The following is a 26393-nucleotide window of genomic DNA, read 5'->3' on the forward strand; positions in this document are numbered from 1 at the left end:
TTCAAAATAAGCATAACCGATGACTAAAGCTACATCAGTAACTGCAGCAGGTCTGTTATGCCTTCTGTTGCCGGTTTTTCGATCGGAACAATGTTGGGGTGCTGCACATCGGGGATCGCTTTGTCGAGCACATACCTGGGTGCAGCGGGACTTACAAATTGTAGCAGGCCGGCCGCCGGGTATACGGCCAACGAGGAGCCTACAAGCACAAAGATATCGGCCTTCTGCATCAGCGGGATGGCATGATTGATCATAGGCACCTCTTCCTCGAACCATACGATATTGGGCCGCAGCTGCGCGCCATCCGGCGCGAGATCGCCACGTTGTATGTCGGAACGTATTTCGTAAATAATGGAAGGGTCTTTCTCGCTGCGCATGGTCAGTATTTCCCCATGCAGGTGCAGTACATTGCTGCTACCTGCCCGCTCGTGCAGATCGTCGATATTCTGGGTAACGATATGCACTTCGTATTTTGTCTCCAGTGCGGCAAGACCAAGGTGCGCCGCATTGGGTTGGGCAGCCAGTACATCTCTGCGACGCTCGTTGTAAAAGCGCAGCACCAGGTCCATATCCTTTTTCCAGGCCCCGGGCGTAGCCACATCCTGCACCCGGTAATTTTCCCATAAGCCATTGCTGTCTCTGAAGGTCCTCAAACCGCTTTCGGCGCTGATGCCGGCGCCGGTAAGAACTACTATTTTTTGTTTCATGTTCCGCTATATTGTATCCATAAGATGAGGTAACGTATGACCGCAAAACCCAATGCGCCCCAGAACAGGATCAATCCATGCAGGCGGGCCGCGGGTTTATAATAATGTACCTGTACGCCATTGGATAGTGTGCGTTTTGTATAGCTGAGTATCCAGCCTACAAACAGGGCCAGGCCACCTGGCAACAGTGTAAATGCCGGATGCCTGACCAAGGCCAGGGCGGCACCCGAGAGCAGGGAGCTATAGCCGAGCAACAACAGCGATAAGCCGGATGAGACCGCTTTTTCTTTTTCCCGCAGCTGTTCGGCTTCGGCGATCCCGATCTGAGCTTCCGGTATCGGTACATTACGGCGTTTCAGCAAGGCTGCCGCCAATTTGTAGTTATAGATACCCCACTCTTCCTTGTTCATCATAACATCGATGAGCTCGTCGTCGCTGAATGTCAGCAGTTGGTAACCAGGATCGACTTCACCGGGATCAACCACCGTATGATCTTCCAGGATCGTACGCGCCCGGTCAAAATCCTTGCCCGGCAGGTAAAGCAGGTAAGGGTCGCCGAACTGCTGCCCGAGATAATTGCTGTCAAGCGACCTCATCTCATGCTTTGCTTCAGCTGTGATGCCATTGTTCCGCAGCAGCATTGCGGCCTGCTCCGCCGCTTCCAGTGTGGGATAGGTGCTGAATACGATCATTTCGTCCATAGATCAGGTATTTCAGGTGGTCAGGTATTTTTCCCATATCAGCGCTGCATTGCAGCCTCCGAATCCGGAAGCGGTCTTCAATACGTAGTCGTATCGTCCGGCGACCGTATCCGCCTGCACGTTTACCGGTGACGATACCCCCGAAGCCGCGTAGTTTAGCGACGCAGGCAATATATCCTGCTGCATGGCCATACAGGCCACTACCGATTCCAGGATGCCCGCTGCGCCCAGGGTATGGCCGGTATAGCTTTTAAAGCTGTGCAGCGGCGCATGCGCCACGCCTGCCTGTGTAAGGGCTTTGGCCTCCATCTCGTCGTTAAATGCAGTTGCAGTGCCATGTGCCGAAATTGCACCGATCTGCGCCGGTACTAAAGCGGCCTGCTGCATCGCCTGTGTGATCGCCATGGCCAGCTCAGCTCCCGTGCGGCTGGGCCCCGACAGGTGGTTGGCATCATTGCTCACGCCGCCGCCCATAAGCCTTGCCAGGGGCGCTTCTACGCCGGCGGTCTCATCGACCGAGAGCACCATGCAGGCCGCAGCCTCGCCCAGGTTGATACCCTTTCGGTCGCGGTCAAAGGGCCGGCACAGGCCTTCGGCCAGCGCATGGAACGATTGGAACCCGCTGTAGATAAAGCTGCTGAACCTGTCGCAGCCCACCACGATCGCATGCCGGTAATGCCCCCCTTCCAGCAGCCGCATGCCGGTAATCAGCGCCAGGGCGCCCGAAATGCAGGCATTAGAAACAATCATTGGCCGGTGAGCCAGCCCCAGCTGCTCCGCTATCAGCGCAGCGGAGCGGTGCAGGCTGATCCTGTCGTCGGGTTGGCGGTTCAGCCATTCGATATTACCCTTGGTGGTCGACAGGATAAGGATACAATCTTCGCTGCGGATGTCTACTGCGGTTTGGGCCATTGCTGTTTCGACAGCATAGAGGCACATCTGTTCAAAAGGGCTAAGGGCCAGTCCGTGGCCCGGATAGCGTGCGGCTATCATCTGAAGCTGGTCGGGCCGCAACCGTGAAGCCCAAAAAGGTCCCGGCGCAATGGCGGCGTCTTCAAAAACCCTGATGGCCGGCTGCTGCTCTCGCAGCGCAGTCATATGCTGCTCCGGTGTATGCCCGACCGGACTGAGCAAGGCGGAACTGATAGCGAATATACGGGACACGATAACTGATTTCTATGCAGGAAAGCATTCCTGTGCTTTTACAATAAAACCCCGTAGCGGAAGGGCTACGAGGTTTCAAATTTAGGGAGTTTTCCGCTGTGCGCTCTTAGTTTCCCTTTTTCCATTTTTTCATTTCGCCGGGCATCGCCTTCAGCACCTTATTGATGGCCCCGGCCCAATAATTACGGAAACCGAAGCCGCCGCTCTCGCCAATGATGGCCTTGCTCAACAGCACTTCTTTCGTGCCCATATTGATGAAGGTTACCCACATGGATGCTTCCTTCCGATTCTTGTCCATGGCTTCTACAACCAGTACCAGGCCGATGCCCGATTTGCCTTTAAGGTTGTATTTTTTCACCATCTGCTGGATCTGGGCCTTGTTCAGGTGCTCAAAGGCAGCTTTGTCGGTAGTGATGAAATCGCCCTTGGCGCTTTTATTGGCGTCTGTCACAGCGCTGAGATCATTGTCCACAGAAGCCCGGTCTACCGCCTTGGCAATATCGAATTTCTTAGGTTCATTCATCACCAGGTCGTTCCAGCCCGGGAAATACTTGTTCTGTAGCTCATCGTTGGTGACCATCTCGTCTGATTTGACCAGCTTCAGTGCCGAAAAATCAAGACCCAGCCAGGTTACCTGTTGTTTGGTATCAAATACGTCCTGTGCCCGCACTAGGGTTATTGTGCCCAGGAAAAAGAGAAAAAGAAAAGCGATCCGTTTCATAAATCGGCATTTTAAGGGTTATGGATGTTATAAAAAAGACAAAGCAGGTCCTTATTGCAGGAAAATCTTGAACTCAGCTTCTGCGATCAGTTCATCATTAAGCATCACCCGTCCCTGCACCACATGTGCATTCATTACCTGGTGCAGCATAGTCACCGTAGACACGATCGTATCGCCGACCGCCGGCAGCAGGGTCACCTCAAAATTCTTTACTGCGCCGATAAAGCCTACCGGGGCCGGTTGCTGCTGTTGCGCCGCCTTCCAGCCCGTACCTGCGGCAGCGGTTTGCGCCATATTCTCGATCAGCCCGGGCTCTGTAAATACCCCATCATCGACAAACAGGTGCCCTTCCCGGATCGTGAAGCGGGTGCAGGTCTCCGTTTCGGTAACCTGCTCTACTGCATCGATCATCTCGAAGGGGGCCGCCTGGGGAATGTATTGCATGGTTAAAATCTGATTGGTGCGGCGAAATTAAACATTAACCGGTAGCTCTGCAATACCGGGAAAGGCGGATTTTTCAGGCGATGACTGCCATAGCTGAGAACAACTGATCCAGAGGGAAAGCATCCTTGTAGGCCCATAGCACGACACTTACAAGGATGCTTTTAAGATACAGCAGGCGCTTCCGGAACAGCCCAGAAATCAAAATAATTGAACCATTGTTCCGGGTATTGCTTCACTTTTTCTTCCAAAAGGCCTACATAATCGGCGAGCATCGCTTCGGCGCCGGTGGTACCCCGCCCTTCGTAGACTTTGGGAGGATTACCGTAGAAATGATACCCGTATTTGGACTCCTTGAGTGCAAATACGAAGCAGACCGGTGCTTTCAGCTTGCTGGCCAAAACAAAAGGACCAAGAGGGAAATGCGCTTCTGCCCCGAGAAAAGAATGAGCAATGGTGCGGTTGCCGGGCACATAACGGTCGGCATGGATACAGATCAGCTCGTTGCGGCGTAAAGCGGCCGACATCTCATAAATATGAGACATATCTTCCTTAATAAAAATGATGTTGAATGTTTTGGGCCCGGTCACCTTGTCCAGGTATTGCTTGATCTGCTGTGCCTCGCCATCGTACATAACGATGTTGATGACGGAATTGAGCCGTTGCAGCAAGTGGCCGGCCATTTCATAGTTACCCAGGTGCGCGCTGACGATGATGCCGCCCTGGCCGCCGTCTGCCAACTGGTTTAGGTATTGCCCTCCCGTGCGCTCTACGGTAAAGCGGTGCTTTTGCCCGCTCATCACTACGATACGATCGATGATGGTTTGCCCAAAGGTGAGGATATTGCTACGGATCAGGCGGCGGGTATGTGCCGGGCCCAGCTGTAAGCGGTCGCGGTACAGGTCGCGTAGCGGCCGTGTGGCCCTGGGTACAAACCACAGGTAGTACAGCACTACAAACCGTAGTAGCCAGTAAGCGGGCGTAATGCCTCCCCAACGCAACAGTAAAATAAAAATCGAATAACCGAGACGGTTACCTTTCGATTGTCCATCCCAGGTGGACATTTCCTCAGGCAGTTATATTGGTTTCGAGCCGGTTGGCTACATAATCGTAGAAATCCTTGATGGTGATCATGGTCTGGAAATCTTCGGGCCTTACTTTAAAGCCGAAATTACTCTCAATAGCCACAATAAGATCAATGTAATCAAGGCTATCCAGATCAAGGGTCTCTTTAAGGGTAGCTTCGGGGGTAATAGCAGACGGTTCTACCTCAAAGTCTTCTGCCAAAAAATCGTTTATACGACTTACTATTTCCTGATAATTCATGTCAATACTGCTTCGATGATCTTTGTTATAGGGTTGTTATAGGGTTCTCGGAAATACACACAGGGCTTTCCATAAAACATGCAAAGGTAAATATATTTTTGAATAAGAGAAGAGACCCGGTTAAGAATTACGCCTTTTTACCGGGTGATCGCATGCAAACCGCTGATCCTGAAAAGCGGCAAAAACAGGCAGGCAAAAACCTGTTGTTTTCATCCGGCTCTTCCCCCTGTTTTCCGGGAGAAAACAGCATAAAAAAATTCTTCATTTTGATGTAGAAGCTTTGTTTTCTAATTAAAACGCTTACCTTTGCGCAAAATTTCAGTGCTGTGTTAACTATTTGTAAACGGTTATTTGCTGTCTTATTCTTTATCGTAGCGGGTTTCAGCGCTTTTGCCTCTGAAGAGCATGCTGGAGCGTCCCATGGCGAAAAGAAAGAATTTGACGCTTCGGAAGTAATATTTGGCCACATCGGCGACAACCACGACTGGCATTTTTTTGACTGGAACGGCCACCCCTTTTCAGTACCGCTTCCGGTAATCGTTTACCACCCGCAAAAAGGGCTCTCCGTTTTCTCCTCTGCACGTTTTCATCATGGTCATGAATCTTACGAAGGCTATGCCCTTGATGAAAAAAACAAGATCGTTTCCGAAGACGGCGTAGCGATCAAAGATTTTTCCATTACCAAGAATGTAGCCTCCATGCTGATCTCTGTGATCCTGCTCCTGCTGATCATGACCAGCGTGGCGAAAAAATACAAAAAGAACGGCGCGATGAAAGCACCCTCCGGTTTCCAGAATGCGCTGGAGCCTGTGATCGTGTTTGTACGCGACGAGGTAGCCAAGCCCAACCTGGGTCATAAGTATATGCGCTATATGCCTTTGCTGCTTACCGTATTCTTCTTTATCTGGATCAACAACCTGCTAGGCCTGCTGCCCGGTGGCGCCAACTTTACCGGCAATATCGCCGTTACCGCCGCCCTGTCGCTGATCTCGTTCATCGTGATCATTTTCAGCGGCAACAAGCACTTCTGGGGGCACCTGTTCAACCCTCCCGGCGTGCCTTTCGGCATCAAGCTGTTGCTGGTCCCTATCGAGATCATTTCCCTGTTCATTAAGCCCGTTGCCCTCATGATCCGTCTTTTCGCCAATATGCTGGCGGGACACATCATTATCCTGAGCGTAATTTCCATGATCTTTATTTTCGGCGCCATCAGCAGCTATGCAGGCTGGGGCTTCGTACCGGTATCACTGGCTTTCGCTATATTCATGTTCTTCCTGGAGCTGCTGGTAGCTGCCATCCAGGCCTTCATCTTTACCAACCTGACCGCAGTATTCATCGGCCAGGCGATCGAAGAAGCGCATCATCACGATCATGAGCACGAAGAATACCATGCCAAGCATCCGGTAACCGGACAGGGCTATAATGTATCGGAGCAGGAGATCATCGCCTGAAGAGAAGCTTAAGCTATTTGACAAACACGTTTTTTCATTTTTAAATCCATAATACAATGTCTCTGTTGAACACTGTAATGTTAGCAGCTGAAAGCGCAGGTTTAGGCGCAATCGGTGCAGGTATTGCTGCTCTGGCAGCTGGTGTTGGTATCGGTCAGATCGGTAAAGGTGCGGTAGAATCTATCGCCCGTCAACCCGAAGCTGCAGGCGATATCCGCTCCAACATGATCCTTACCGCTGCATTCGTGGAAGGTGTTGCCCTGTTTGGGGTAATTGCCGGTCTGCTGGCGGTAGTACTGAAATAATTTCGGTACGGTCATTTACAACAGCTGCGCCCGACGCAAAGGGCCGAGGACGCAGCTGTTCTTTACGAAAATAGAAAGTAAAAGCGCTATAATTTAATTCACAATTCAAATTTTACAGCAATGGATTTGCTTATTCCTGATTTAGGTTTGTTTTTCTGGACCCTGCTCGCCTTCCTGGTCGTTTTATTCATCCTGAGGAAATTTGCCTGGGGCCCTATCGTAAAAGCGCTGCAAGAGCGTGAAAGCGGTATCGCCGACAGCATTGCTGCTGCCGAAAAGGTAAAAGCAGAAATGAAGGAAATGCAGTCTCAGAACGAGAGCCTGCTGATCCAGGCCCGCGAAGAGCGCACCCAGATGCTGAAAGAGGCTAAAGAAACCAAGGACAGGATCATTAACGAAGCGAAAGAACAAGCCAAAACGGAAGCGAATAAGATACTGGAAGATACCCGTCTGCAGATCGAGCGCCAGAAAATGGCCGCTATGACCGAGGTAAAGAACGAGATCGGCAACCTGGCCGTAGAAGTAGCCGAAAAGATACTGCGCAAGCAACTTGCAGGACAAGAAGCGCAGCAGGGCTTTGTGCAGATGCTGGCCGACGAGATCAAACTGAATTAATCATTCCCGGATAGCGCCGCCGCTATTCCGTCAACGCGACAATTGAATATATGCAAAATCCCCGTCTCGCATCCAGGTATGCCAAATCGCTGATCGATATCGCCCAGGAACAAAACGCCCTGGAAGCGGTACTGGATGATATGGAGCTGATACAGCAGATATGCCAGAGCAATCACGACTTTGTACTGATGCTGAAAAGCCCTGTGGTAAAATCGGATAAGAAAATGGCTATCCTGCACACGGTGCTGGATGGCAGGGTACAGCCGGTCACTATGGGCTTTATTAATCTGCTGGTGAACAAGGGACGCGAGTTCTATCTGCCCGAGATCGTAGAGGCATTCTCTACCCAGTATAAAGAACTGAAGCATATCCGTACGGTAAACCTGACTACTGCTGTAGCCATTGACGATAACGTTAAAAAGCTGATCTTTGATAAAGTAACAGCCTCGATCGCCGATGGACACGTGGAACTGAATACTTTTGTGAACGAGGACCTGATCGGCGGCTTTACTCTGGAGGTAGACGACAAACTGTTTGATGCGAGCATCAGGAGAGACCTGAACGACATCAAGCAACAGTTTACCAAAAACCTGTTCGTTGCCGATATGTAAGCGACAGGGCTGACAAACAAAAACAACAATTCATTTTATCTTTTTAATTCCTATAGAAAATGGTTGAGATCAAACCGGATGAAATATCGGCGATATTGCGCCAACAGTTAAGCAACTTCAACGGCTCTGCCGATCTGGAAGAAGTAGGAACAGTACTGCAGGTGGGCGATGGTATTGCCCGCGTTTACGGTCTGGGTGGTGTACGCCAGGGCGAGCTGGTAGAATTTGAAGATGGCACCAAGGCTATCGCGCTGAACCTGGAAGAAGACAATGTGGGTGTGGTACTGATGGGTGAAAGTGATTCTATCAAAGAAGGTTCTAAAGTGCGCCGTACCGGCAAGATCGCATCCATTAAAGTAGGTGAAGGCCTTATCGGCCGCGTGGTCAACACCCTGGGTGAACCCATCGACGGTAAAGGTCCTATCAGCGGTGAGTTGTACGAAATGCCGATCGAGCGTAAAGCCCCCGGCGTATTGTTCCGTGAGCCGGTAAAAGAGCCGCTGCAGACCGGAATCAAGTCTATCGATGCCATGATCCCCATCGGACGTGGCCAACGTGAGTTGGTAATCGGTGACCGTGGTACGGGTAAGACTGCCATCTGTCTTGATACGATTATCAACCAGAAAGAATTTTTCGAAGCAGGTAAACCTGTATATTGTATCTATGTAGCGATTGGTCAGAAAGCATCTACCGTAGCTGCAGTAATGAAGACGCTGGAAGAGAACGGTGCCATGACCTACACAACTGTAGTCTGCGCTTCCGCTGCCGACCCGGCTCCCCTGCAGTTCTATGCTCCCTTTGCCGGCGCTGCTATCGGTGAGTTCTTCCGCGATACCGGACGCCCTGCCCTGGTGGTATACGATGACCTGTCCAAGCAGGCCGTAGCTTACCGTGAGGTTTCTCTGCTGCTGCGTCGTCCGCCCGGTCGTGAGGCCTATCCCGGCGACGTATTCTACCTGCATAGCCGTCTGCTCGAGCGTGCTGCCAAAGTGATTAACAACGACGCCATCGTGAAGAACATGAACGATCTTCCCGAAAGCATCAAACATATGGTGAAAGGCGGCGGTAGCCTTACTGCCCTGCCGATCATCGAAACCCAGGCTGGTGACGTATCGGCTTATATCCCTACCAACGTGATCTCGATCACCGATGGCCAGATCTTCCTGGAAAGTAACCTGTTCAACGCCGGCATCCGCCCTGCGATCAACGTAGGTATCTCTGTAAGCCGCGTAGGTGGTAGCGCTCAGATCAAATCTATGAAGAAAGTATCCGGTACGCTGAAGCTCGATCAGGCCCTGTACCGCGAGATGGAGGCCTTCTCCAAATTTGGCGGCGACCTTGATGCGGCTACCAAGACCGTAATCGACAAAGGCGCCCGTAACGTGGAGATCCTGAAGCAGACCCAGTTCAATCCCTACCCTGTAGAAAAGCAAGTAGCGATCATTTACCTGGGTACCAATAACCTGCTGCGCGAAGTGCCGGTGAAAAAGGTAAAAGCGTTCGAAGATGCTTTTATGATGGAGCTGGAAAGCAAAATGCCACAGCTGCTGGCTGAGTTCAAGAAAGGCAACCTGCCCGAAGAAGGACTGAGCAAAATGGTAGCGCTGGCACAAGGCCTGATCCCGCAATTCAAATAAATAACGACACCATTTTATAGAATAAGCCCCGCTTACGCGGGGCTTATTTGTTTTTATTGTCCACTATCGGACAACCGGTAATACTTTCCAGCACCTCATCCCGGCCGGCGCGCATACTGGCTATTGTTGGCCGTACTACCTGGTCGATCTTCAGTCCGTTACGCTGGCACTGGTATCCGTCGTCGTAGTACCAGCCCAGGCCGGTAAACCAGAATGTTTTGTCCTGGTGATTGATGATATTGATGTTACCATCTGCGCCCGCCGTCTGCGAACCGACCACTATAGCGCCGGGCGCGTGGCTCAGGTATTGTACGGTATACTCTGCATGGCTTTGGGTCATTTCGTTGACCATAAAATAAAGGCGGCCTTTATATGGATGGGGATTGGACCATGTCCCCAGGTTGGTGTTATCGTTATCCCGGCTGAACCAACCTGGCGCCTTCAGATTGGGCCGGAAGATAAGTGCCGTAGTTACCGGTGCGGAAAACAAGTAACGCGCCAGCTCCGCCATGGTACCATTGGGATAGTTACGTACATCAAACACAATCGCCGGCTTATCTTTCAGCGCCGCATACATGCTGTCTACCTGCTCGGGCATCAATTTACCCATATTTACGTAGCCATAGCCATTGCACAATGTCGTCCATACCGGCATCCGGTCTGTTTGTGTCAGCCACCGGGACCATTGTGCACCGTCCAGGGTATCATTGATATCCCTTGTATAGGTATGGGCAGAGGCATTGCGGAACATAAAGCTTCTCCGGCCTTTCCCGGGGCCACGGACCAGCAAGCTGCAGGCTTCCCTGTAAAAGGCCGGCTCATTGGAACTGGGATAAAGGTCATGATAGGAATTGACGATCGTGGCCACAGGCACACCGTCTATCGCCAACAGCTCATCGCCTGTCGAAACACCAGGGATATCCGGCATCACCCGGTCTACAATGATTTTGTTTTCTACCCAACGCAGGCGCAAGCCCGTAAAAGAGCCTGGGAAAAGACGCAAGGCCTCCGACTTAAAAAAGCCATGTGAATCGTCTAAACGGCTTTGCATTCCGGCCAGGGCTTTAACAAAGGCTGTGGTGGTCGGGGCCGCCATTACTTCGGAGATAGCCTGCAGCAAAACGCTGTCCCAGCTTTGATCGGCCAGATTACGATAAGGCCCCAGGTAATTGAAAGCATTCCAATAATAAAACAGCTGCAGGAGCCGGTCCGCTTCGAGGCTGTCGCTTGTAACACAGGACAATTTGTCTTTGCTGAAGTCGACATAGCTTCTGTAGGCCGGATCCCTATATTGGTTGCGGATCAGGCGGCACTCCAGGGAATCGTTATATCCGGCCCGGCACTTAAATGTATCTAAGAAGTCGCGCACTGCTACAGAAAAAGCAGGATCATCTGTCCATGCGAGCTGCAGGTTCATATTCGAATCAACAACCGGGGGCAGTGTTGCCAGCGTCGCAGGTATCTGACCGGCGTACTGCAGGAATTGATCCATGTGATCGTTGAATGCCGCGTTGCTGGTCGCATTTTTCACCAATGGGATCGTCTGCTGCAGCAGGCTGTCCCAATTGATCCGGCAGGTATTCGGGCTGTAGTATCTGAGGTAGCCGGATACTTTGCAAAGCCGCCAGAGGCGCCCCTCCGTATTATCGGGTACTGCCTGTGCCCTGCTGCCGGTATACAACACCAATAGCAGCTGAACAAGCAGGAAAAGCTCTTTTTTCATGAGGGATAGGTTCGATCACAAAATAAAAGATTAAATGACTATCCCGATATAGGAAACAAAACAATTTCCGGTCCTTGAGCATGTCGAACTTTTCTTACCGAAGGTAAAGGACAGCTATAAAAGGTGCTTCGACGGGCTCAGCAACCGTTATCAAGAAGAATTTGGCTAATGTTGCCTATATCGGGATAGTCCGTAAAGATTAACCGGTACCCCAACCTATCGCTTTACAAATTTTGTGGTAAAAACCTTTCCTGTGGCCGAGCGCATGTCCAGGAAATAAACTCCAGCCGGCAAGGCGTGTACATCGATAGCGATATGGCCACCCGGCTTGGCTACATTCTTTCCCGCCATACGATAACAAATCTTACCCACCACATCGCTGATGCGCAGTGACAGCACTTCATCCCCGTCAGCACCGATATGAAGGGTCAGCTGATCGGCAGCCGGATTGGGATACAGACTGACGGCCAGTGATGTAGGCGCCGCATTACTGACGCCTGTGGGGCAGCCGGTAATGCTTTCCAGCACCTCGTCGCGACCGGCGCGAATACCGGCTATAGTGGGTGTGACCACCTCGTCAATCTTGATGCCGTTGCGCTGGCATTGGTACCAGTCGTCGTAATACCAACCCAGACCGGTAAAGTAAAAATAAATGTTCCTGTCCAGGATGATATTGACATTACCGTCTGCACCCGCCGTCTGCGAGCCTATTACTTTCGCCCCGGGTACATGACTCAGGTATTGCACGGTATATTCCGCATGGCTTTGGGTTTCCTCATTAACCAGGAAATAAAGGCGGCCGCTATAGGGATTGGGATTAGACCATGTTCCCAGGTTGGTACTGTCATTGATCACCGTGAACCAACCCGGCGCAACCGGGTCGGGCTGGAAAACACGTGCTGTGATTACTGGTTCGTGAAACAAGTAGCGTGCCAGATCTATCATAGTTCCATTGGGATAGTTGCGCACGTCAAAGACAATCGCCGGTTTATCCTTCAGCTCTTCGTACATCTGCGTTACCTGTGCCCTTTGCAACCTTCCCATATGTACATAGCCATAGCCATTGCATAGAGTACTCCATGCCGGCGTACCCGGCGTACCCGACCACCATTGATACCAATCGCCTGCGTATATCGTATGATCGACAGTGACCGTAAAGGTTTGGGACGAAGCATTACGGAATGTATAGCTCGTTGGCCCATTCCCCCTCACAAGCAGGTTGCAGGCGTCCCTGTAAAAGGAAGATGGATTGGAAGCAGCAAACAGGTCTGGATAGCTGCCGATAATCCCGTCCACCGGCATACCGTCGATCGCCAATAGCTCATCACCCATAGCGACGCCGGCTACTTCCGGTCTGACCTTAGCAACAATAATTCGGCCTTCAACCTTCTTTAGCTTCAAACCAGCGTAGAAGCTACCAAGATACCTATCCCATACGAAGGCCGACAGGAAGGCATGCGAGTCATCTTTGCGACTTTGAAGCTTGGCTAATACTTTGGTGAAATCGATCCCTCCGGGTACGGCAATCGCTTCGGGAATGAGGTTTAGCAATACGCTATCCCAATTTTGATTGGCCAGACGGCGATATGGCCCAAAGTAATTAAAGACATTCCAGTGAAAAAACAGGGTAACCAGCCTGTCTGTCTCCAAATTAAAGTTGGTGGTGTAGCCTACCTGGTCTTTTCTAAAATCAACAAAACTGGTAAATGCAGGATCGGTGCGATCATTGAGCTTTACCCGGCAAGCCAGTGAATCGTTGTGCCCTGCCCTGCTGTTAAAGGTATCCAGGAAGCCGCGGACCGCTGCAGAAAAAACGATGTCTTCGACCCATCCAAGCTGTAAATTAAGGTTGGAGTCGGAGACAGGTGGTAAAGATGTCTGGGCCGTGGGGATTTGACCGACATATTGCAACAGATCGTTGATATGGTCATTGAACTCGGTATTGGTAGCAGCATTTTTAACAAGAGGAACATTGACCCGCAGTAAGCTATCCCAATTCAGCTGGCAGGTACGTGGACTATAATACTTGAGATAGCCCCATACTTTGCATAACCGCCAGAGGCGGCCTTCGGCGTTGTCGGGAACAGATTGCGCCCAAATGCCGGTATGCCATCCGAGCAGCAGCAAGATGGTTAATAATAGATTTTTATTCATGGTATAGAATATTTTATCTATTTGACACCTAAAATCTATAAAAGTACCGGTTGGCAACCTGCATTATTTGCAAAAAATACCCGGCTTCAAACCAATCATTTAAGATTTCTTTTAGGGTTTTTCCGGTACTTTCGGGCATTATTCATTATTTCATTTGAACACAATGCAAGAAGGTACAGTAAAATTTTTCAATGAAACCAAGGGATTTGGCTTCATTAAACCCGACGACGGCGGCCCCGACGTTTTTGTCCACGTTTCTGACCTTCAAGGCGCCAGGATCAGGGAGAACGACAAGGTTACCTTCGAGGTAAAAAATGGCAAAAAAGGGTTGAATGCAGTTAACGTTACCGTTATCTGATCAGAACATATCTACACCTTTGCAGCAACAAAAGGAGCCGCTCTTTCCCGGGCGGCTCCTTTTATATTTTGATTATCCCGATGATATAGGGAACATCGGGAAAAACCTGCTTCAATTGCGCCTGCTACTATTTTCAGCAGGATGTATAACGGCGATCAGCCGAATGTACCGGTGGCGAGAAAATGCTCTTCGATAAGCTCGCGGTTAATGGCCGCTCCTGCAAAGTTACCCGCGCCTGCCGCGGCGGCTACCGATCGCGCTTGTATGCTGTTGTCGCCGGCGGCATAAAGACCCGGCACCGATGTTTGTCGCATCTCGTCGACCTGTATTAAGCCCGCCGGGGTAAGGATACAGCCCAGCTGGCCGGCTACATCGAGCTGCTGCTGCAAGGGTACACGGGCATACAACACTTCCAGGTCCAGCCGGCTACCATCGTCAAACAGGATACCATCCAGATGCCCTGCCTGCTGCGACAGCCGGCTGATCCGTTTTTCGATCACCTTAATGCCGTTGGCTTCCAGCGCTGCTTTATCGGCTTCCGGTATCGTGGAAGACCCATCGGTAAGCAGTTGCAGCCGGCTGGTCCAGTGAGCGATCAGCTTTCCCATTTCGAGGGCCATAGCGCCGTTAGCCCATATTGCGGTCTCACGGCCCCGAACCTCATAGCCATGACAGTAGGGACAATGCAGCACCGAAATACCCCAGCATTCGGCCATGCCGGGAATATCGGGCAACAGGTCTTTCATACCCGTTGCCAGCAGCACTTTTCGCGCTGTATAGCGCTCGCCGCCTTCCAGCACGGCCTCAAATCCATCTGCTGTCTTCAGCAATGTACTTACGCGCCCTTCCTGCCATTGCACTGTTTGGTAAAACCGTACTTGAGACCGGGCGATCTGGCTGATCACCGCAGGCGGCGTACCGTCGTGTGTTATAAAATTGTGCGATTGTGGCGTATTCCGGTTGCAGGGCTCCCCTGCATCGATCACCAGCACGCGGCGCAAAGCCCGGCCCAGGGCCATAGCAGCCGAGAGGCCGGCATAGCTTCCGCCTACAATAATCACTTCGTAATCCAGTTTACCATTCATACCTGACAGAAATTTTATCTGACCACAAAGATAATCACAAATGCAACATAGTTGCATTTAAAAAGTTCATAAAAAATGATCCGGCCATAGCCGGACCATGTAGTATCTGGTTTGAATGCCTTTGTATGCTATTCTTTGGCTTTGCGGCCAAATACAGATACATTGATGTATTTGGCAGGATGTGCTTTCAGATCGGTCAGCAACACATCGAGGCTGCCCAGCGTGCTGGTCAGGTTATTGTACAGTTGTTTATCGCTTAGCATCATACCCAGGCTGCCATTGTTGTCGTTGATCTTGGATACAATGCCCTGTAGCGCGGTAGCTGTGCGCTGCAGCTCCTCCACGGTTTGTTGTATGGGGGCGTTGTTGAGCGAAGTGGAAAACGTTTCCAGGTTGGTGAGCGTATTGGAAATGCGGGCATTGCTGTTGGCAAGGTTGCCGGTAATGCTATTGGCATTTTTGATCACACCGGCAAGGCTGCCACTCTGGGCATTCAACTGCGAAGCCAGGCCCGAAAGCTGGCCCAGGGCTACTTCCAACGAAGCAAAGCTGCTATTGAGGTGCTTGCGCGTATCATCGTTAATAATATTGTTTACCGTATTCAGCAAGGTATCGAGCGTTACTACCGTATGCTGCACCACGCCTACCAGCGGCGACACCTGGTCGCTCAGGTTATCCAGGATACCTTGCGAGGCCTTGCCCTGGATAAAGCTGCCTTCGGGCAGGTAGTTGGGATCGTTGGTCATCTGCAGGCTGATGAGCTTGGTACCGGAGATGAGATCACCGGCTGCCAGCTGCGCCGTGGTTCCTTTGGGTACCTTTATATCCTTATTCAGCTGAAAGGTAACTTTAATGGTGCGATTGGGCTGCAGTTCTATTTCAGACACTTTGCCTATTGCATAGCCTTTCAATTGTACCACGGCAGCTTCCTGCAGGCCCTGCACATTGTCGTAGTAAGTATAATAAGATTTGTCTGAAGAAAAAACGCCCCGGCCCCGGAGAAAATTGAAGCCAAGGATAAACATAGTAATGGTCGCAGCAACTAATATCCCGATCTTAACTTCATTCTTCATTTTAATGGCCATAGATGATTGTATTTGTTCACCAAAAGTAATTAATAATACAATTCACGGACCATTTATGTTTAAGTGGTTGTTAAGAATGAAACCTACGAATTCTTTTGCTTTTCCAGCCCGGAATACCGCCGTAAATACGTAATTTTACGCCTCAAATTCAAAATAGTTTTTATCATGACAGCGGCAAATACAGCCACCAATCATACCGCTTCTTCTACGGTTCCGGGCGAAAAGATCACAATGGGTCCCGGTAAAAAGCTAAACGTTCCGGCGCAGCCCATTATTCCTTATATCGAAGGCGACGGCATAGGCCCCGACATATGGAAAGCATCTGTAAAGGTGCTGGATGCAGCAGTGGAAAAAGCTTACGACGGCACCCGCAAGATACACTGGAAAGAAATACTGGCTGGCGAAAAAGCCTTTAACCAAACCGGCGAATGGCTGCCGGAAGAAAGCCTGGATATCGCAAAGGAATACCTGGTATCGATCAAGGGGCCGCTGACCACGCCCATCGGCGGCGGTATCCGCTCGCTCAATGTGGCCCTGCGCCAAACACTTGACCTATATGTATGCCTTCGTCCGGTACGCTGGTTCCAGGGTGTGCCTTCACCGGTAAAGCATCCGGAGTGGGTAGACATGGTGATCTTCAGGGAAAATACCGAAGACATCTATGCCGGCATCGAATACAAGACCGGCACCCCCGAAGCCGAAAAATTCAAGAAATTCCTGCTCGAAGAAATGGGCGTAACGCAAATACGCTTCCCCGAGACCTCTTCCTTTGGCGTTAAGCCGGTTTCCAAAGAGGGTTCGGAGCGCCTTGTCCGTGCAGCGATCGAATACGCCATTACCCACCACAGGCCTACGGTCACCCTGGTGCATAAAGGCAATATCATGAAGTATACCGAAGGCGGCTTCAAAAACTGGGGCTACGAGCTCGCCCGTACCGAATTCGGCGACAAAGTATTTACCTGGGACGAATGGGAAGGCATCAAGAAAGAGAAAGGGGAAAGAGAAGCCAACGAAGCTTTACGCACGGCTAAGAGCAACGGCAAGATCCTCGTCAACGATGTGATCGCCGACAACTTCCTGCAGCAGATCCTGCTGGCGCCTAAAGATTACTCTGTAGTGGCTACGCTTAACCTGAACGGCGACTATATTTCCGATGCCCTGGCGGCAGCGGTAGGCGGCATCGGCATCGCACCCGGCGCCAATATCAATTACGATACCGGCTATGCGATATTCGAAGCTACCCATGGCACCGCGCCCCGCTTTGCCAATACGGATACCATGAACCCTTCGTCCCTTATCCTCAGCGGCGTGATGCTGCTCGAATACCTGGGCTGGCACGAAGCGGCCGAGCTGATTACCGGCGGCCTTAGCGCTACCATTATGCGCAAAACGGTGACCATCGATTTCTACAACCTGATGACCGATGCCACCTTGCTCAAGACCAGCGAGTTTGCCAACGAGATCATCCGCAATATGGGCCTGCATATTTCTCCGGTGATCCTGAAGAAAGCAGAGCTGTAAGTGGTTATATACGTTATTTCAAATCGATACCAGCCGGAGTTTGTTCCGGCTGGTATTTTTTATGGGCCCAGCCCTTTTAACGGAAGATACTTTACCCCAACCGGCATTTTATCCCATAGAACAGGGTACGATAATTGACTTTCAATATCCACCCCAATAATATGAAAATCAATTTATAGTAAAAAAATAAAAATCACCTTTCGACCTTATAGGCAATGTTGATAAATTCGATTTCATTTATTCTGGACAGAAGCTTATTTTTGTAGCCATACTAGTGAATTTAATGGGTTAGTAAGATACCGTCCCGGTTTTTCCGGGACGGTTATTTTTTCTCTCACAAGTAAACAGCTAATATCCTTATCCTATGAATGAGTGGTATACTTATGTCAGCCGCTGGACCAACGGCGTGTATAACGGCTTTGCCCTGCTGACCTTATTGCTGCTCCTGCTGGCCTGGCTTTGGAAGAACCAGGGTCGTCTTTTCCGACACCTACTGCTGGCCTCCAACGTTCTTTTACTGGTTACAGCGACCTGCCAATGGATCACGGGTATATATGTCTTATGGTGTTACCGGTTTTTCCCCCTTACTCCGCCGCCGGTCAGGGGCAATGCCATCTATATATTCCTTATCATCGTGTACCTGGTATTGCCTATGGCATTTTGGTGGCGCCGGCTGCGCAATAGCCATGCTGCCACGTTATTGCTGGCCATACTCATGCTTGCCGCCATAGCCACAGAACGCATCGCAACCGCGGCGGGTACCTTGCAACTGGATCTTTTTGCAGCGTTGCCCTATGCCCTACCCGATCTGCTGCAGCTGGCCTTTACGCTGGCAGGCTATATACTGGCCGTTTCCGTCATCAGCCTATTTATCCGCGACAGGCAAACCGGAAGATTATCATAAGGTCATCCGACTTCCCTATCTTAGCGGCCATGAAACGATCTATCCGCATCACGATGCTTACCGTATCGTTGCTCCTGGCCATTACGTTCAGCCTTTCGGCGCAGGAAGCCCTGTACACCACTGCACCCGCCGGCCTTAGCCTGCGGCAGGGTCCGGGCGATAAAGCCAGGGTGCTTACCCGCATCGCTTATGGTACCAAAATTACCGGTATGAGCATGAGCGACGATACCCTATCCGGCCAACAGGCCGTTATCGGCGGCCTGCCCTCCAGTTGGCGCAAAGTGAAGTATAAAGATACCCTGGGCTATGTGGCCGACGCCTACCTGTCGCGGCTGGCACCGCCCCGTTCCGGCACCAAAGACCTGAAGGCTTATGCCGCACAGCTGTCGCCCGTAGCCGGCGCCCCGCTGGTTAAAGAAGAGCAACACGAACGCATTTCGGAAGGCGGCGTGTCGGTTAGCCGCCAGCTGTATAAGAACGGGATGGTGTACAGTAGCTTTACCGGCTACGAATACATGGCCGAATCACTGCAGTTTCCCGACCAGACAACGGTAACTGTGTACAACCTTATCCGGAACCTTACGGAGTATGCACCTGTATTCAAGACAAGCCCCGAGCTCAAAGAAGGCAAGTATACCACCAAAGATGCGCAGGGCGTTGTATATACCTGGGAAGTGAGGTACACGCATGAGAATGGTCTCTGGCTGGACGAGATCAAGGTGAGCTGGGAAGACGGCGGTTATTCCTCCCTCTCGGTAAGGAATATAGAAGCCGAAGTAATCGTTACCTATAGCAGCGGGGTATAAAAACAGCTTGTTATACATCCCTGCTTTTCTGCCATGGTGCTTTGCCTGCGTGAATGCGGAAGACTGATGACAGGAAAATATATCCGGGAGAGAATCGGTAACTTGCATGCTGTTGGCCCTGGCCGGCAACTTAAATGATTTCAATTGAAGACGAAGACTGCTTTTTTTTGCCAGGAATGCGGCTTTGAAAGCCCGAAATGGGCCGGTAAATGTCCTTCCTGTGGCGCATGGAATACTTTTGTAGAAGAAAAAACAGAAAAGCCCGGTGGAAAACCTTCTGTAACCGAGCTATGGAGCGAAGAACGCAAAGATACGGGCAAGGCCAAAAGCATCGAATCGATCGTTGCAGAAGAGGAGACCCGTATGCTGCTGCCCGATACCGAGCTCAACCGTACGCTCGGTGGTGGCCTGGTACAGGGCTCCGTTGTGCTGGTAGCCGGTGAGCCCGGCATAGGCAAGTCGACCTTGTTCCTGCAGTGCGCCATGCAATGGGTCCAGGGAAAAACGCTTTATGTGTCGGGCGAGGAAAGCGCGCACCAGATCAAGATGCGGGCCGAGCGGGTGGGCATGAAGAATGAGAACCTGTACTTGCTCACCGCGACGGATACCAGCACCATTTTCCAGGAGATCAAGAAGATAAGACCGCAATGGGTGATCATCGATTCGATACAGACGCTGGAATCGCCCTATATCGAAAGCGCACCAGGCAGTGTATCCCAGGTAAGGGAATGTGCCGCCGAGTTGCAACGCTTCGCCAAACAGACCCATACGCCGGTATGCATTATCGGCCACATTACCAAGGACGGCGCTATTGCCGGTCCCAAGATACTGGAGCATATGGTAGATACCGTGCTTCAGTTTGAGGGCGACCGTCACTACGCCTACCGCATTCTCCGTACGCTGAAGAACCGCTTCGGCTCTACATCCGAGCTCGGCATTTACGAAATGACCTCTCAGGGTATGAGAGGTGTTACCAACCCCTCGGAAGTATTGCTGACCCAACACGATGAACCGTTGAGCGGCATCGCTATTGCCGCAGCGATCGAAGGATTGCGCCCTATGATGATCGAAGTGCAGGCCCTGGCGACGCAGGCGGTATATGGCACACCGCAGCGCACCACCAACGGCTTCGACCTGCGCCGGCTGCAGCTGCTGCTGGCAGTGCTTGAAAAACGGGGCGGCTTTCACTTCGGTATGAAGGACGTATTCCTCAATATCGCAGGTGGTCTCAAGATCGAAGATCCCTCTATCGACCTGCCTATCGTATGCGCCCTGCTATCCTCTTACGAAGATGTAGCCCTGCCTTCCAATGTATGCCTGGTAGGCGAAGTAGGCCTCAGCGGCGAGATCAGGGCGGTAAACCGTATCGAACAGCGTATTGCGGAAGCCGCCAAAATGGGTATGGATATGATCGTTATTCCCAAGGCCAATGCCAAGGGCCTGGATAAGACCCATTTCGGTATCGAGATCAGACTGGCCAATAAAGTGAGTGACGTGTACCAGACTTTTTTCAATTAGTTTATCCTATTTGTTCCATCTTTGAAGACCATCTATTATGCTCATTAATTTTGACGCCGGTCCGGCTACCCTGCCCCGCTCCGTAATGCAGCAGGCTTCCGAAGCCATACTCGACTACAATGGCAGTGGTCTGTCTATCCTGGAGATCGCGCACAGGGGCAAAGCCTTTACCGCTATTCTTGAAGAAGCCAATGGACTGGTCAAAAAGCTGCTCGGCCTGGACGACGACTATGCTGTATTGTGGCTGCAGGGCGGCGGACGCCTGCAATTCTCCATGCTGCCGATGAACTTTCTCGGAACCGATGAGACGGCCGGCTATATCGAAAGCGGGCATTGGGCCGAAGAGGCCCTGCACAACGCCCGGCTGTATGGCTATACCGAAGTGCTAGGCTCTTCCAAAACCGACCAGTACACTTATATACCCGACTGGGGCGATATTCCCGAGCAACTCCAATACGTACACCTCACTTCGAACAATACGATCTACGGCACGCAATTCTTTCGTTTCCCGCAAACGACCGTACCACTGGTGGCCGACATGAGCTCGGAGCTCTTCAGCCGCCGGCTGGACTACAGCCGGTTTAGCCTTATCTATGCTGTGGCGCAAAAGAATATAGGCCCTGCCGGCGTTACGCTGGTGGTCGTACGCAAATCGATGCTCGAAAGGCAAAAACGGGAGCTGCCCGGTATTCTCTCCTACAAGGACGAGGCCGCTAATAACTCCGTGCTCAATACACCGCCTGTATTTGCCATCTATTGCAGCTTGCTTACCCTGCGCTGGATCGACAGCATCGGTATCGATGCCATAGAGCAGCGCAACCGCGAAAAAGCAAACTTGCTGTACCAGGCAGTAGACGACAGCCAACTATTTTATGGTGTAGCGCAAAAGGAACATCGCAGCCTGATGAATGTTTGCTTCAGAACACATGATGACAATCATACGCAGACTTTTCTCAATTTTGCCCGGGAACGGAACATTACAGGCATCAAGGGGCATCGCAGCGTCGGTGGTTTCAGGGCGTCGTTGTACAACGCGATCAGTGTCGAGAATGTGCAACAGCTGATAGCAGCAATGCAAGCCTTCGAGCAGCAGCAATAGGACTGTATACTAAATGCAAAAAATGGTCTTTTTTCTGCAAGTCGCCTATTTCAGATACCAGTAGGCGGCCAGCTGTACCACCACGCCTACCAGGTAGCCCAGCCACACTTCGGAAGGCTTATGCGCATGCAGCACCATGCGGGCGGTGCCGATAATACCACCGATAAGCAAGGCGCCCAGCAAGGGCAGGAAAAGATTGATATGGCTGATCATCATGACCACCAGCACGATACCTAGCACACCGCCGGCGGCAGCCGTATGCATGCTGATCTTAATAAAGATATTGATGATAAAAACGGCAATGATACCCCAGAAAGCCCCCAGCATGAGCACACGTAAAGACAAGGGCGCCTGCACATTCTTCATAATGAGGTAGGCCCAGAAATAAAAGATCATGGTAGCGATGAGCGGAATGATCCGGTCCCTGCTGTTATGCATCTGTATGCTTTCAATAAAGCCAAGGGCTTTTAGCAGCAGTGTGCTGATGATAGGAAAGAAAATGGTATTGAGTGCAATGTTGCCCAGGAGCTGCAAACGATGCGGCGTATCCAGCGCGGCGAAAGCCGACCGGTTGAGATAGCTGACCAGGATGGCCATGATGGTGGGCATGAATACCGGGTGAAAGATATAAGAGATGACGCGGGAGGGACCGCGCAATCCTTTGTATGCCTGTACATCCGGAAACTGTAGTTTTGTCTGCATCGGGCGCAAAGTTAACCAGAAAAGCCAAATAAGGAAGATACCTACCAGCAGGAATCAGCTGCCAGGTCACGGGCCACACGCTGCGCCCATTGTTCTTGCTCCTCCGGTAAAGTGCCATGGCGGGTTTCGCGGTCGTAGGCCTGCTGCAACTCGCCGAGCGCTTGCGTATATTGCTGCTGGAGCGCCCGTAGCCGCGGCTTCACGTTATCGATATCGTAATGCTCTGCGGCAATGGCCCGCACGAGATCGCAGGCCTTGATTGTCGTGAGGTCGAAATGCAGCTGCTCATGCGCCAGCACAGTGGCATTGCGACCTTCCTTTTTCATCCAGGAGCGGGACTTGTCGAAGTAAATGGTGAGGGTTACAGCAACCTTCATTACGCCACGCTCTTCGTTACCTTCTATGGTCATAAGAATACCGCTGTACGTAGTGCCAACGCCCGGTGAAGCCTTATCGGACCGGCCTTTAAAATCGCCGCTCTTCAGCGGGCGATCCTGCCGGTACAAAATCAGGTTATCGTCGTCCGTAGCCTTGACAACCGATACGCTTACCTGTGCCGGCATCGCTTTCTGCGCACCGGCAAGCTGCGGCAGACTGCCCAATAGCAACGTAACTATAGCGCGCATGATCATTATCCGGAGCGGACTTACAGGCGGGTAAAAACAAGACATGACAATAATTTCCGGTAAAAATAACGATTCCAACATCTTCAGGGCTTATCTTTGAATGGTGGTTCCGTCGATGCGGCGTTGATGCTGCAAAATGCCCTGCTTATGATACAATTGCTTAGTATAGAATGGATGAAACAGCGGAAATATGCCACCTTCCGTGTGCTGACCTTGCTCTTTGCCCTCCTACTTTCCCTGTTCTACATATCGATTGCTTTTGGCTGGTTCAATGTGGGCGCAGGTGGCATTACGCTTTTCGGGAAGGCCTCCAGCTTCTCGGGGGTATGGGACGATCTTTGCTTTTTTGCCAGCTATTTCGTGATCATTCTCGCCATCCTGGTCGCGATTATCGCCACAAACGAATTCCAGTACCGGACCAACCGGCAGAATATTATCGATGGCTGGACCCGGTTACAGTTCTTCCATGCCAAATGGCTCCTCATTATTGTCTTTAGTCTGGCCACCACGCTGTTCACTTTCCTGCTGGGCTTATTGTCGGGCATAGTGGGCGGCTTATCGATCGGTACCTTATTCGATGGCAGCGAAAAGCTGGTCTACCTGTTTTTCCTTTGTCTTAATTATTTCGGCTTCGCGCTTACCTTATCGTTCTTCTTCCGGCGCAGTGGCCTCAGCATAGGCATCCTCATGTGCTACAGCCTTATTGTAGAAGCGATCCTCCATGTGCTTATTCTTTTCAAATATAAATACCCGGCCGGCGATCTTTTCCTGCCCCTGCAATGCAGCGACGAGCTGCTTCCGGCCAACCCCTCCCGGATGCTGCGGGCTACGCTCCCCGCCGGTTCTGTTCCCGGCGACTGGACTTATCTCGGTGCGACTGTAGCCTGGATTGTACTGTATTACCTGCTGGGTCGCAGGAGGCTGGCAAAGACAGACTGGTAGTGAACTGATCAAATCGTTATGGACCAAGATACAAGACCGGTAATCCTGATTACCAATGATGACGGCGTCACAGCGCCGGGCATCCGCAGCCTTATAGAAGCCGTGCATGGCATGGGCGAGATCGTAGTGGTAGCGCCCGACAGTCCGCAATCCGGCATGGGCCATGCCATTACCATAGGAAAGCCGCTCCGCCTCGACGAGGTGAATCTATTCCAGGACCTCGGCGTGAAGGCCTACCAAAGCAGCGGTACGCCGGTAGATTGTGTGAAGCTGGCCCACGATGTGATTCTGCATCATAAACCCGACATCTGCCTTAGCGGTATCAACCATGGCTCCAATGCCTCGATCAATGTGATCTATTCGGGCACTATGAGCGCGGCCATGGAAGCGGCCGTTGAAGGGATACCATCAGCAGGCTTCTCCCTGCAGGATTTTAATTTTGATGCAGATTTCAGCATCGCCAAAATGGTGGCCAGGGAGGTGGTGGAGCGTATGCTTGCAGAGCCTATGCCCGAAAATTTCCTGCTTAACGTTAATATACCCAAGGTGAAGCAGACTGCCTTCAAAGGCATCAAGGTATGCCGTCAGGCGGATGCCAAATGGTCCGAAAACTTTGATAAAAGGAAGGACCCGCGCGGCCGCGACTATTACTGGATGACGGGCAAGTTCGTTAACCGCGACCGGGGCGCCGATACCGATATCGAGGCGCTGAACCAGGGCTATGCATCTATTGTTCCGGTACGTATCGATTTTACCGACGACAGGATCAGGCAATGGCTGGAAAACAAATATCCGGATTTCGCGCAGTTCCAGCGCTCAGATGCGCTGCCCGATACAGAATAGGAGAGCTGTCTTGTGCCCTTACATAAAGAGCAATCAAAAAGACAAAGGGCTGTTCCGCGGGAAACGGGACAGCCCTTTGTCTTTTCGGACCCGGAGGCGTATCTTATTTTTTAATCGCATTTACGATCTCATCGCTCAGCGGCTTCACTTTGGAAGGGAACATGGCAACCAGGTTACCCTGCTCATCGATCAGGTATTTTTGAAAGTTCCAACCTACCGAAGTATTGTCGTAGTGATTATAATCTTTGTTGGTCAGCCATTGGTAAATGGGGGCCATGTTCTTACCCTTAACCGATATTTTAGCGGCCATAGGAAAAGAAACACCATAATTTTTCTGGCAGAATTCAGCAATCTCCTTGTTGCCTTTAGGCTCCTGGAACATGAAGTTATTGGCCGGGAATCCTACGATCACCAGTTTGTCTTTATACTGCTCATACAGCTTCTCCAGCTCGGCATATTGCGGTGTGAAACCGCATTTGGACGCCGTGTTGACGATCAGTATCTTTTTTCCTTTAAACTGGGCGAAATCGATCGATCCACCTTCCAGACCTTCTACTTTAAAGTCGTAAATGGATTTGGGCACATCGCCCGCCTGGCTTTTGGGGCTAAGAAAAAAAAGCGAGACCAAGAGAGAAAGCAATCGCATAGAGATTTGAGTTGAGATTTAATGCAAGGTACAACAACAAAAAATGCGGGAACGTTTAAAGTTGGTTAACCTGTGATGCTCTTTTTAGGTAAAAAAATTATCTTTAAGTATGAAATATTTATTTTTCTTCTGTTTTGTTTTAATATCGAAGGCACATGCAAAAGAGCCTAATCTTCGAGATACCGGTAGCATGAGGATTGTTTTGGAAGCGAACCAGCCTGAGACTGATATCAACGATGCATACGACAACGTTTCTTTTACGATCACATTCAAGAACGGATCATATGACACCTTCTACCTACCCCACGTGCCCTTTGTTACCTATGCAAGCGAACCAGTCCTGCTAAGTGATATATTTTTCAAGACCTGGTACTTTGCAGATTCAATCAGAGATTTTGTAGAATATAATGATTATTGCGCTCATGTCGACTATGTGGAAGGTTTCCAGGATGATCGTTACCTCCCTGTTTACCCTCAAACCAAAACCAGTATGGACCATTTAAAGCCCTTCTCCATAAATTGTATTCGATATCCCGGAAAGTACAAGCTCCAGGCCTTTTACCGAACCACCGGCAAACGTGGTACGATACTCGTGCCTTCCAATTTTTGTTACATACAATTAACCGGGAAAATGGCTCCGGATTTTCAACATCAGCATTTAGGGTTAATAATGACGATTCCGCCCGGGGATTAAGAAAACAA

At 50.9% G+C, this 26393-nt stretch carries 28 protein-coding genes; 14 read left to right on the top strand and 14 right to left on the bottom strand.

Features of this window, described 5'->3' with window-relative positions; translation table 11 throughout:
• Positions 1–29: 29 nt before the first annotated feature.
• The 7 genes from DZK30_RS24695 to DZK30_RS24725 all read right to left on the bottom strand — a co-directional run bounded on the left by DZK30_RS24695 (position 30) and on the right by DZK30_RS24725 (position 5060).
• Positions 30–707 (bottom strand): SIR2 family NAD-dependent protein deacylase, encoded by a 678-nt coding sequence (locus tag DZK30_RS24695; protein WP_118976879.1) that lies wholly within the window; start codon positions 705–707, stop codon positions 30–32.
• Complete coding sequence (locus tag DZK30_RS24700) at positions 704–1408, bottom strand: hypothetical protein (RefSeq protein ID WP_118976880.1); 705 nt, start codon at positions 1406–1408, stop codon at positions 704–706. The genes DZK30_RS24695 and DZK30_RS24700 overlap by 4 nt, the downstream gene beginning before the upstream one ends.
• 12 nt (positions 1409–1420) lie before the next feature.
• Positions 1421–2572, bottom strand: a complete 1152-nt coding sequence (locus tag DZK30_RS24705; protein ID WP_162903445.1) for a beta-ketoacyl-[acyl-carrier-protein] synthase family protein — start codon at positions 2570–2572, stop codon at positions 1421–1423.
• A 106-nt stretch (positions 2573–2678) separates the two neighbouring features.
• Complete coding sequence (locus DZK30_RS24710; protein ID WP_118976882.1) at positions 2679–3293, bottom strand: hypothetical protein; 615 nt, start codon at positions 3291–3293, stop codon at positions 2679–2681.
• Positions 3294–3344: 51 nt separating this feature from the next.
• Complete coding sequence (locus tag DZK30_RS24715) at positions 3345–3737, bottom strand: 3-hydroxyacyl-ACP dehydratase (RefSeq protein ID WP_118976883.1); 393 nt, start codon at positions 3735–3737, stop codon at positions 3345–3347.
• A gap of 161 nt (positions 3738–3898) precedes the next feature.
• On the bottom strand, positions 3899–4798 hold the full coding sequence (locus DZK30_RS24720; protein WP_118976884.1) for an LpxL/LpxP family acyltransferase: 900 nt from the start codon (positions 4796–4798) through the stop codon (positions 3899–3901).
• Between the two features lie 4 nt (positions 4799–4802).
• Positions 4803–5060 carry an acyl carrier protein gene (locus DZK30_RS24725; RefSeq protein WP_118976885.1) on the bottom strand — a complete coding sequence of 86 codons (258 nt, stop codon included), beginning with the start codon at positions 5058–5060 and terminating at the stop codon, positions 4803–4805.
• A gap of 326 nt (positions 5061–5386) precedes the next feature.
• Here DZK30_RS24725 and atpB point away from each other — a divergent pair, with 326 nt between their 5' ends.
• The 5 genes from atpB (at position 5387) to atpA (ending at position 9679) form a co-directional block, all read left to right on the top strand.
• Positions 5387–6511 carry a F0F1 ATP synthase subunit A gene (gene atpB / locus DZK30_RS24730; protein WP_118976886.1) on the top strand — a complete coding sequence of 375 codons (1125 nt, stop codon included), beginning with the start codon at positions 5387–5389 and terminating at the stop codon, positions 6509–6511.
• Positions 6512–6567: 56 nt separating this feature from the next.
• Positions 6568–6816 (top strand): ATP synthase F0 subunit C, encoded by a 249-nt coding sequence (gene atpE / locus DZK30_RS24735; protein ID WP_118976887.1) that lies wholly within the window; start codon positions 6568–6570, stop codon positions 6814–6816.
• A 120-nt stretch (positions 6817–6936) separates the two neighbouring features.
• Positions 6937–7431, top strand: a complete 495-nt coding sequence (gene atpF, locus DZK30_RS24740; RefSeq protein ID WP_118976888.1) for a F0F1 ATP synthase subunit B — start codon at positions 6937–6939, stop codon at positions 7429–7431.
• Positions 7432–7481: 50 nt separating this feature from the next.
• Positions 7482–8042 (top strand): ATP synthase F1 subunit delta, encoded by a 561-nt coding sequence (gene atpH, locus DZK30_RS24745; protein ID WP_118976889.1) that lies wholly within the window; start codon positions 7482–7484, stop codon positions 8040–8042.
• 59 nt (positions 8043–8101) lie between these two features.
• Positions 8102–9679 (top strand): F0F1 ATP synthase subunit alpha, encoded by a 1578-nt coding sequence (gene atpA, locus DZK30_RS24750; protein ID WP_118976890.1) that lies wholly within the window; start codon positions 8102–8104, stop codon positions 9677–9679.
• A gap of 43 nt (positions 9680–9722) precedes the next feature.
• Here atpA and DZK30_RS24755 read toward each other — a convergent pair whose 3' ends face one another.
• Both DZK30_RS24755 and DZK30_RS24760 read right to left on the bottom strand, forming a co-directional pair.
• Positions 9723–11402: a S41 family peptidase gene (locus DZK30_RS24755; protein WP_118976891.1), complete on the bottom strand. Its 1680-nt coding sequence runs from the start codon at positions 11400–11402 to the stop codon at positions 9723–9725.
• Positions 11403–11618: 216 nt separating this feature from the next.
• The gene (locus tag DZK30_RS24760; RefSeq protein ID WP_118976892.1) at positions 11619–13556 is read right to left on the bottom strand and encodes a T9SS type A sorting domain-containing protein; all 1938 of its coding nucleotides are present in this window, start codon (positions 13554–13556) and stop codon (positions 11619–11621) included.
• Positions 13557–13719: 163 nt separating this feature from the next.
• Here DZK30_RS24760 and DZK30_RS24765 point away from each other — a divergent pair, with 163 nt between their 5' ends.
• Positions 13720–13914, top strand: coding sequence for a cold-shock protein (locus tag DZK30_RS24765; protein ID WP_118950158.1), 195 nt, complete (start codon positions 13720–13722; stop codon positions 13912–13914).
• A gap of 155 nt (positions 13915–14069) precedes the next feature.
• Here DZK30_RS24765 and DZK30_RS24770 read toward each other — a convergent pair whose 3' ends face one another.
• Both DZK30_RS24770 and DZK30_RS24775 read right to left on the bottom strand, forming a co-directional pair.
• Positions 14070–14999 (bottom strand): NAD(P)/FAD-dependent oxidoreductase, encoded by a 930-nt coding sequence (locus DZK30_RS24770; RefSeq protein WP_118976893.1) that lies wholly within the window; start codon positions 14997–14999, stop codon positions 14070–14072.
• Between the two features lie 128 nt (positions 15000–15127).
• Complete coding sequence (locus DZK30_RS24775) at positions 15128–16084, bottom strand: MlaD family protein (protein ID WP_118976894.1); 957 nt, start codon at positions 16082–16084, stop codon at positions 15128–15130.
• A gap of 165 nt (positions 16085–16249) precedes the next feature.
• On the opposite strand from DZK30_RS24775, the gene icd reads away from it, so the two are divergent.
• The 5 genes from icd to serC all read left to right on the top strand — a co-directional run bounded on the left by icd (position 16250) and on the right by serC (position 21932).
• On the top strand, positions 16250–17605 hold the full coding sequence (gene icd / locus DZK30_RS24780; RefSeq protein WP_118976934.1) for an NADP-dependent isocitrate dehydrogenase: 1356 nt from the start codon (positions 16250–16252) through the stop codon (positions 17603–17605).
• A gap of 364 nt (positions 17606–17969) precedes the next feature.
• Positions 17970–18509: a hypothetical protein gene (locus DZK30_RS24785; protein ID WP_118976895.1), complete on the top strand. Its 540-nt coding sequence runs from the start codon at positions 17970–17972 to the stop codon at positions 18507–18509.
• Between the two features lie 29 nt (positions 18510–18538).
• Positions 18539–19315, top strand: coding sequence for an SH3 domain-containing protein (locus tag DZK30_RS24790; RefSeq protein WP_118976896.1), 777 nt, complete (start codon positions 18539–18541; stop codon positions 19313–19315).
• 144 nt (positions 19316–19459) lie between these two features.
• Entirely contained in the window at positions 19460–20833 is a 1374-nt protein-coding gene (gene radA / locus DZK30_RS24795) for a DNA repair protein RadA (protein ID WP_118976897.1), read from the top strand.
• A gap of 37 nt (positions 20834–20870) precedes the next feature.
• Positions 20871–21932 carry a 3-phosphoserine/phosphohydroxythreonine transaminase gene (serC, locus tag DZK30_RS24800; RefSeq protein WP_118976898.1) on the top strand — a complete coding sequence of 354 codons (1062 nt, stop codon included), beginning with the start codon at positions 20871–20873 and terminating at the stop codon, positions 21930–21932.
• 45 nt (positions 21933–21977) lie between these two features.
• Here serC and DZK30_RS24805 read toward each other — a convergent pair whose 3' ends face one another.
• Together DZK30_RS24805 and DZK30_RS24810 are read right to left on the bottom strand one after the other, a co-directional pair.
• Positions 21978–22634, bottom strand: coding sequence for a hypothetical protein (locus DZK30_RS24805; protein WP_118976899.1), 657 nt, complete (start codon positions 22632–22634; stop codon positions 21978–21980).
• A 41-nt stretch (positions 22635–22675) separates the two neighbouring features.
• Positions 22676–23260 (bottom strand): hypothetical protein, encoded by a 585-nt coding sequence (locus DZK30_RS24810; RefSeq protein ID WP_205529562.1) that lies wholly within the window; start codon positions 23258–23260, stop codon positions 22676–22678.
• A gap of 147 nt (positions 23261–23407) precedes the next feature.
• Between DZK30_RS24810 and DZK30_RS24815 the strand changes: the two genes are divergently transcribed.
• Together DZK30_RS24815 and surE are read left to right on the top strand one after the other, a co-directional pair.
• The gene (locus DZK30_RS24815) at positions 23408–24202 is read left to right on the top strand and encodes an ABC transporter permease (protein WP_162903447.1); all 795 of its coding nucleotides are present in this window, start codon (positions 23408–23410) and stop codon (positions 24200–24202) included.
• 18 nt (positions 24203–24220) lie between these two features.
• Positions 24221–25045, top strand: coding sequence for a 5'/3'-nucleotidase SurE (gene surE / locus DZK30_RS24820; RefSeq protein ID WP_118976902.1), 825 nt, complete (start codon positions 24221–24223; stop codon positions 25043–25045).
• 103 nt (positions 25046–25148) lie between these two features.
• Here surE and DZK30_RS24825 read toward each other — a convergent pair whose 3' ends face one another.
• Positions 25149–25691 carry a glutathione peroxidase gene (locus DZK30_RS24825; RefSeq protein WP_118976903.1) on the bottom strand — a complete coding sequence of 181 codons (543 nt, stop codon included), beginning with the start codon at positions 25689–25691 and terminating at the stop codon, positions 25149–25151.
• Positions 25692–25800: 109 nt separating this feature from the next.
• Between DZK30_RS24825 and DZK30_RS24830 the strand changes: the two genes are divergently transcribed.
• A complete protein-coding gene (locus DZK30_RS24830; protein ID WP_118976904.1) occupies positions 25801–26385 on the top strand; it encodes a hypothetical protein in 585 nt (194 codons plus the stop codon).
• Positions 26386–26393 lie beyond the last annotated feature (8 nt).

The organism is Taibaiella koreensis (genome assembly GCF_003545715.1).
GTDB classification, from domain to species: domain Bacteria; phylum Bacteroidota; class Bacteroidia; order Chitinophagales; family Chitinophagaceae; genus Taibaiella; species Taibaiella koreensis.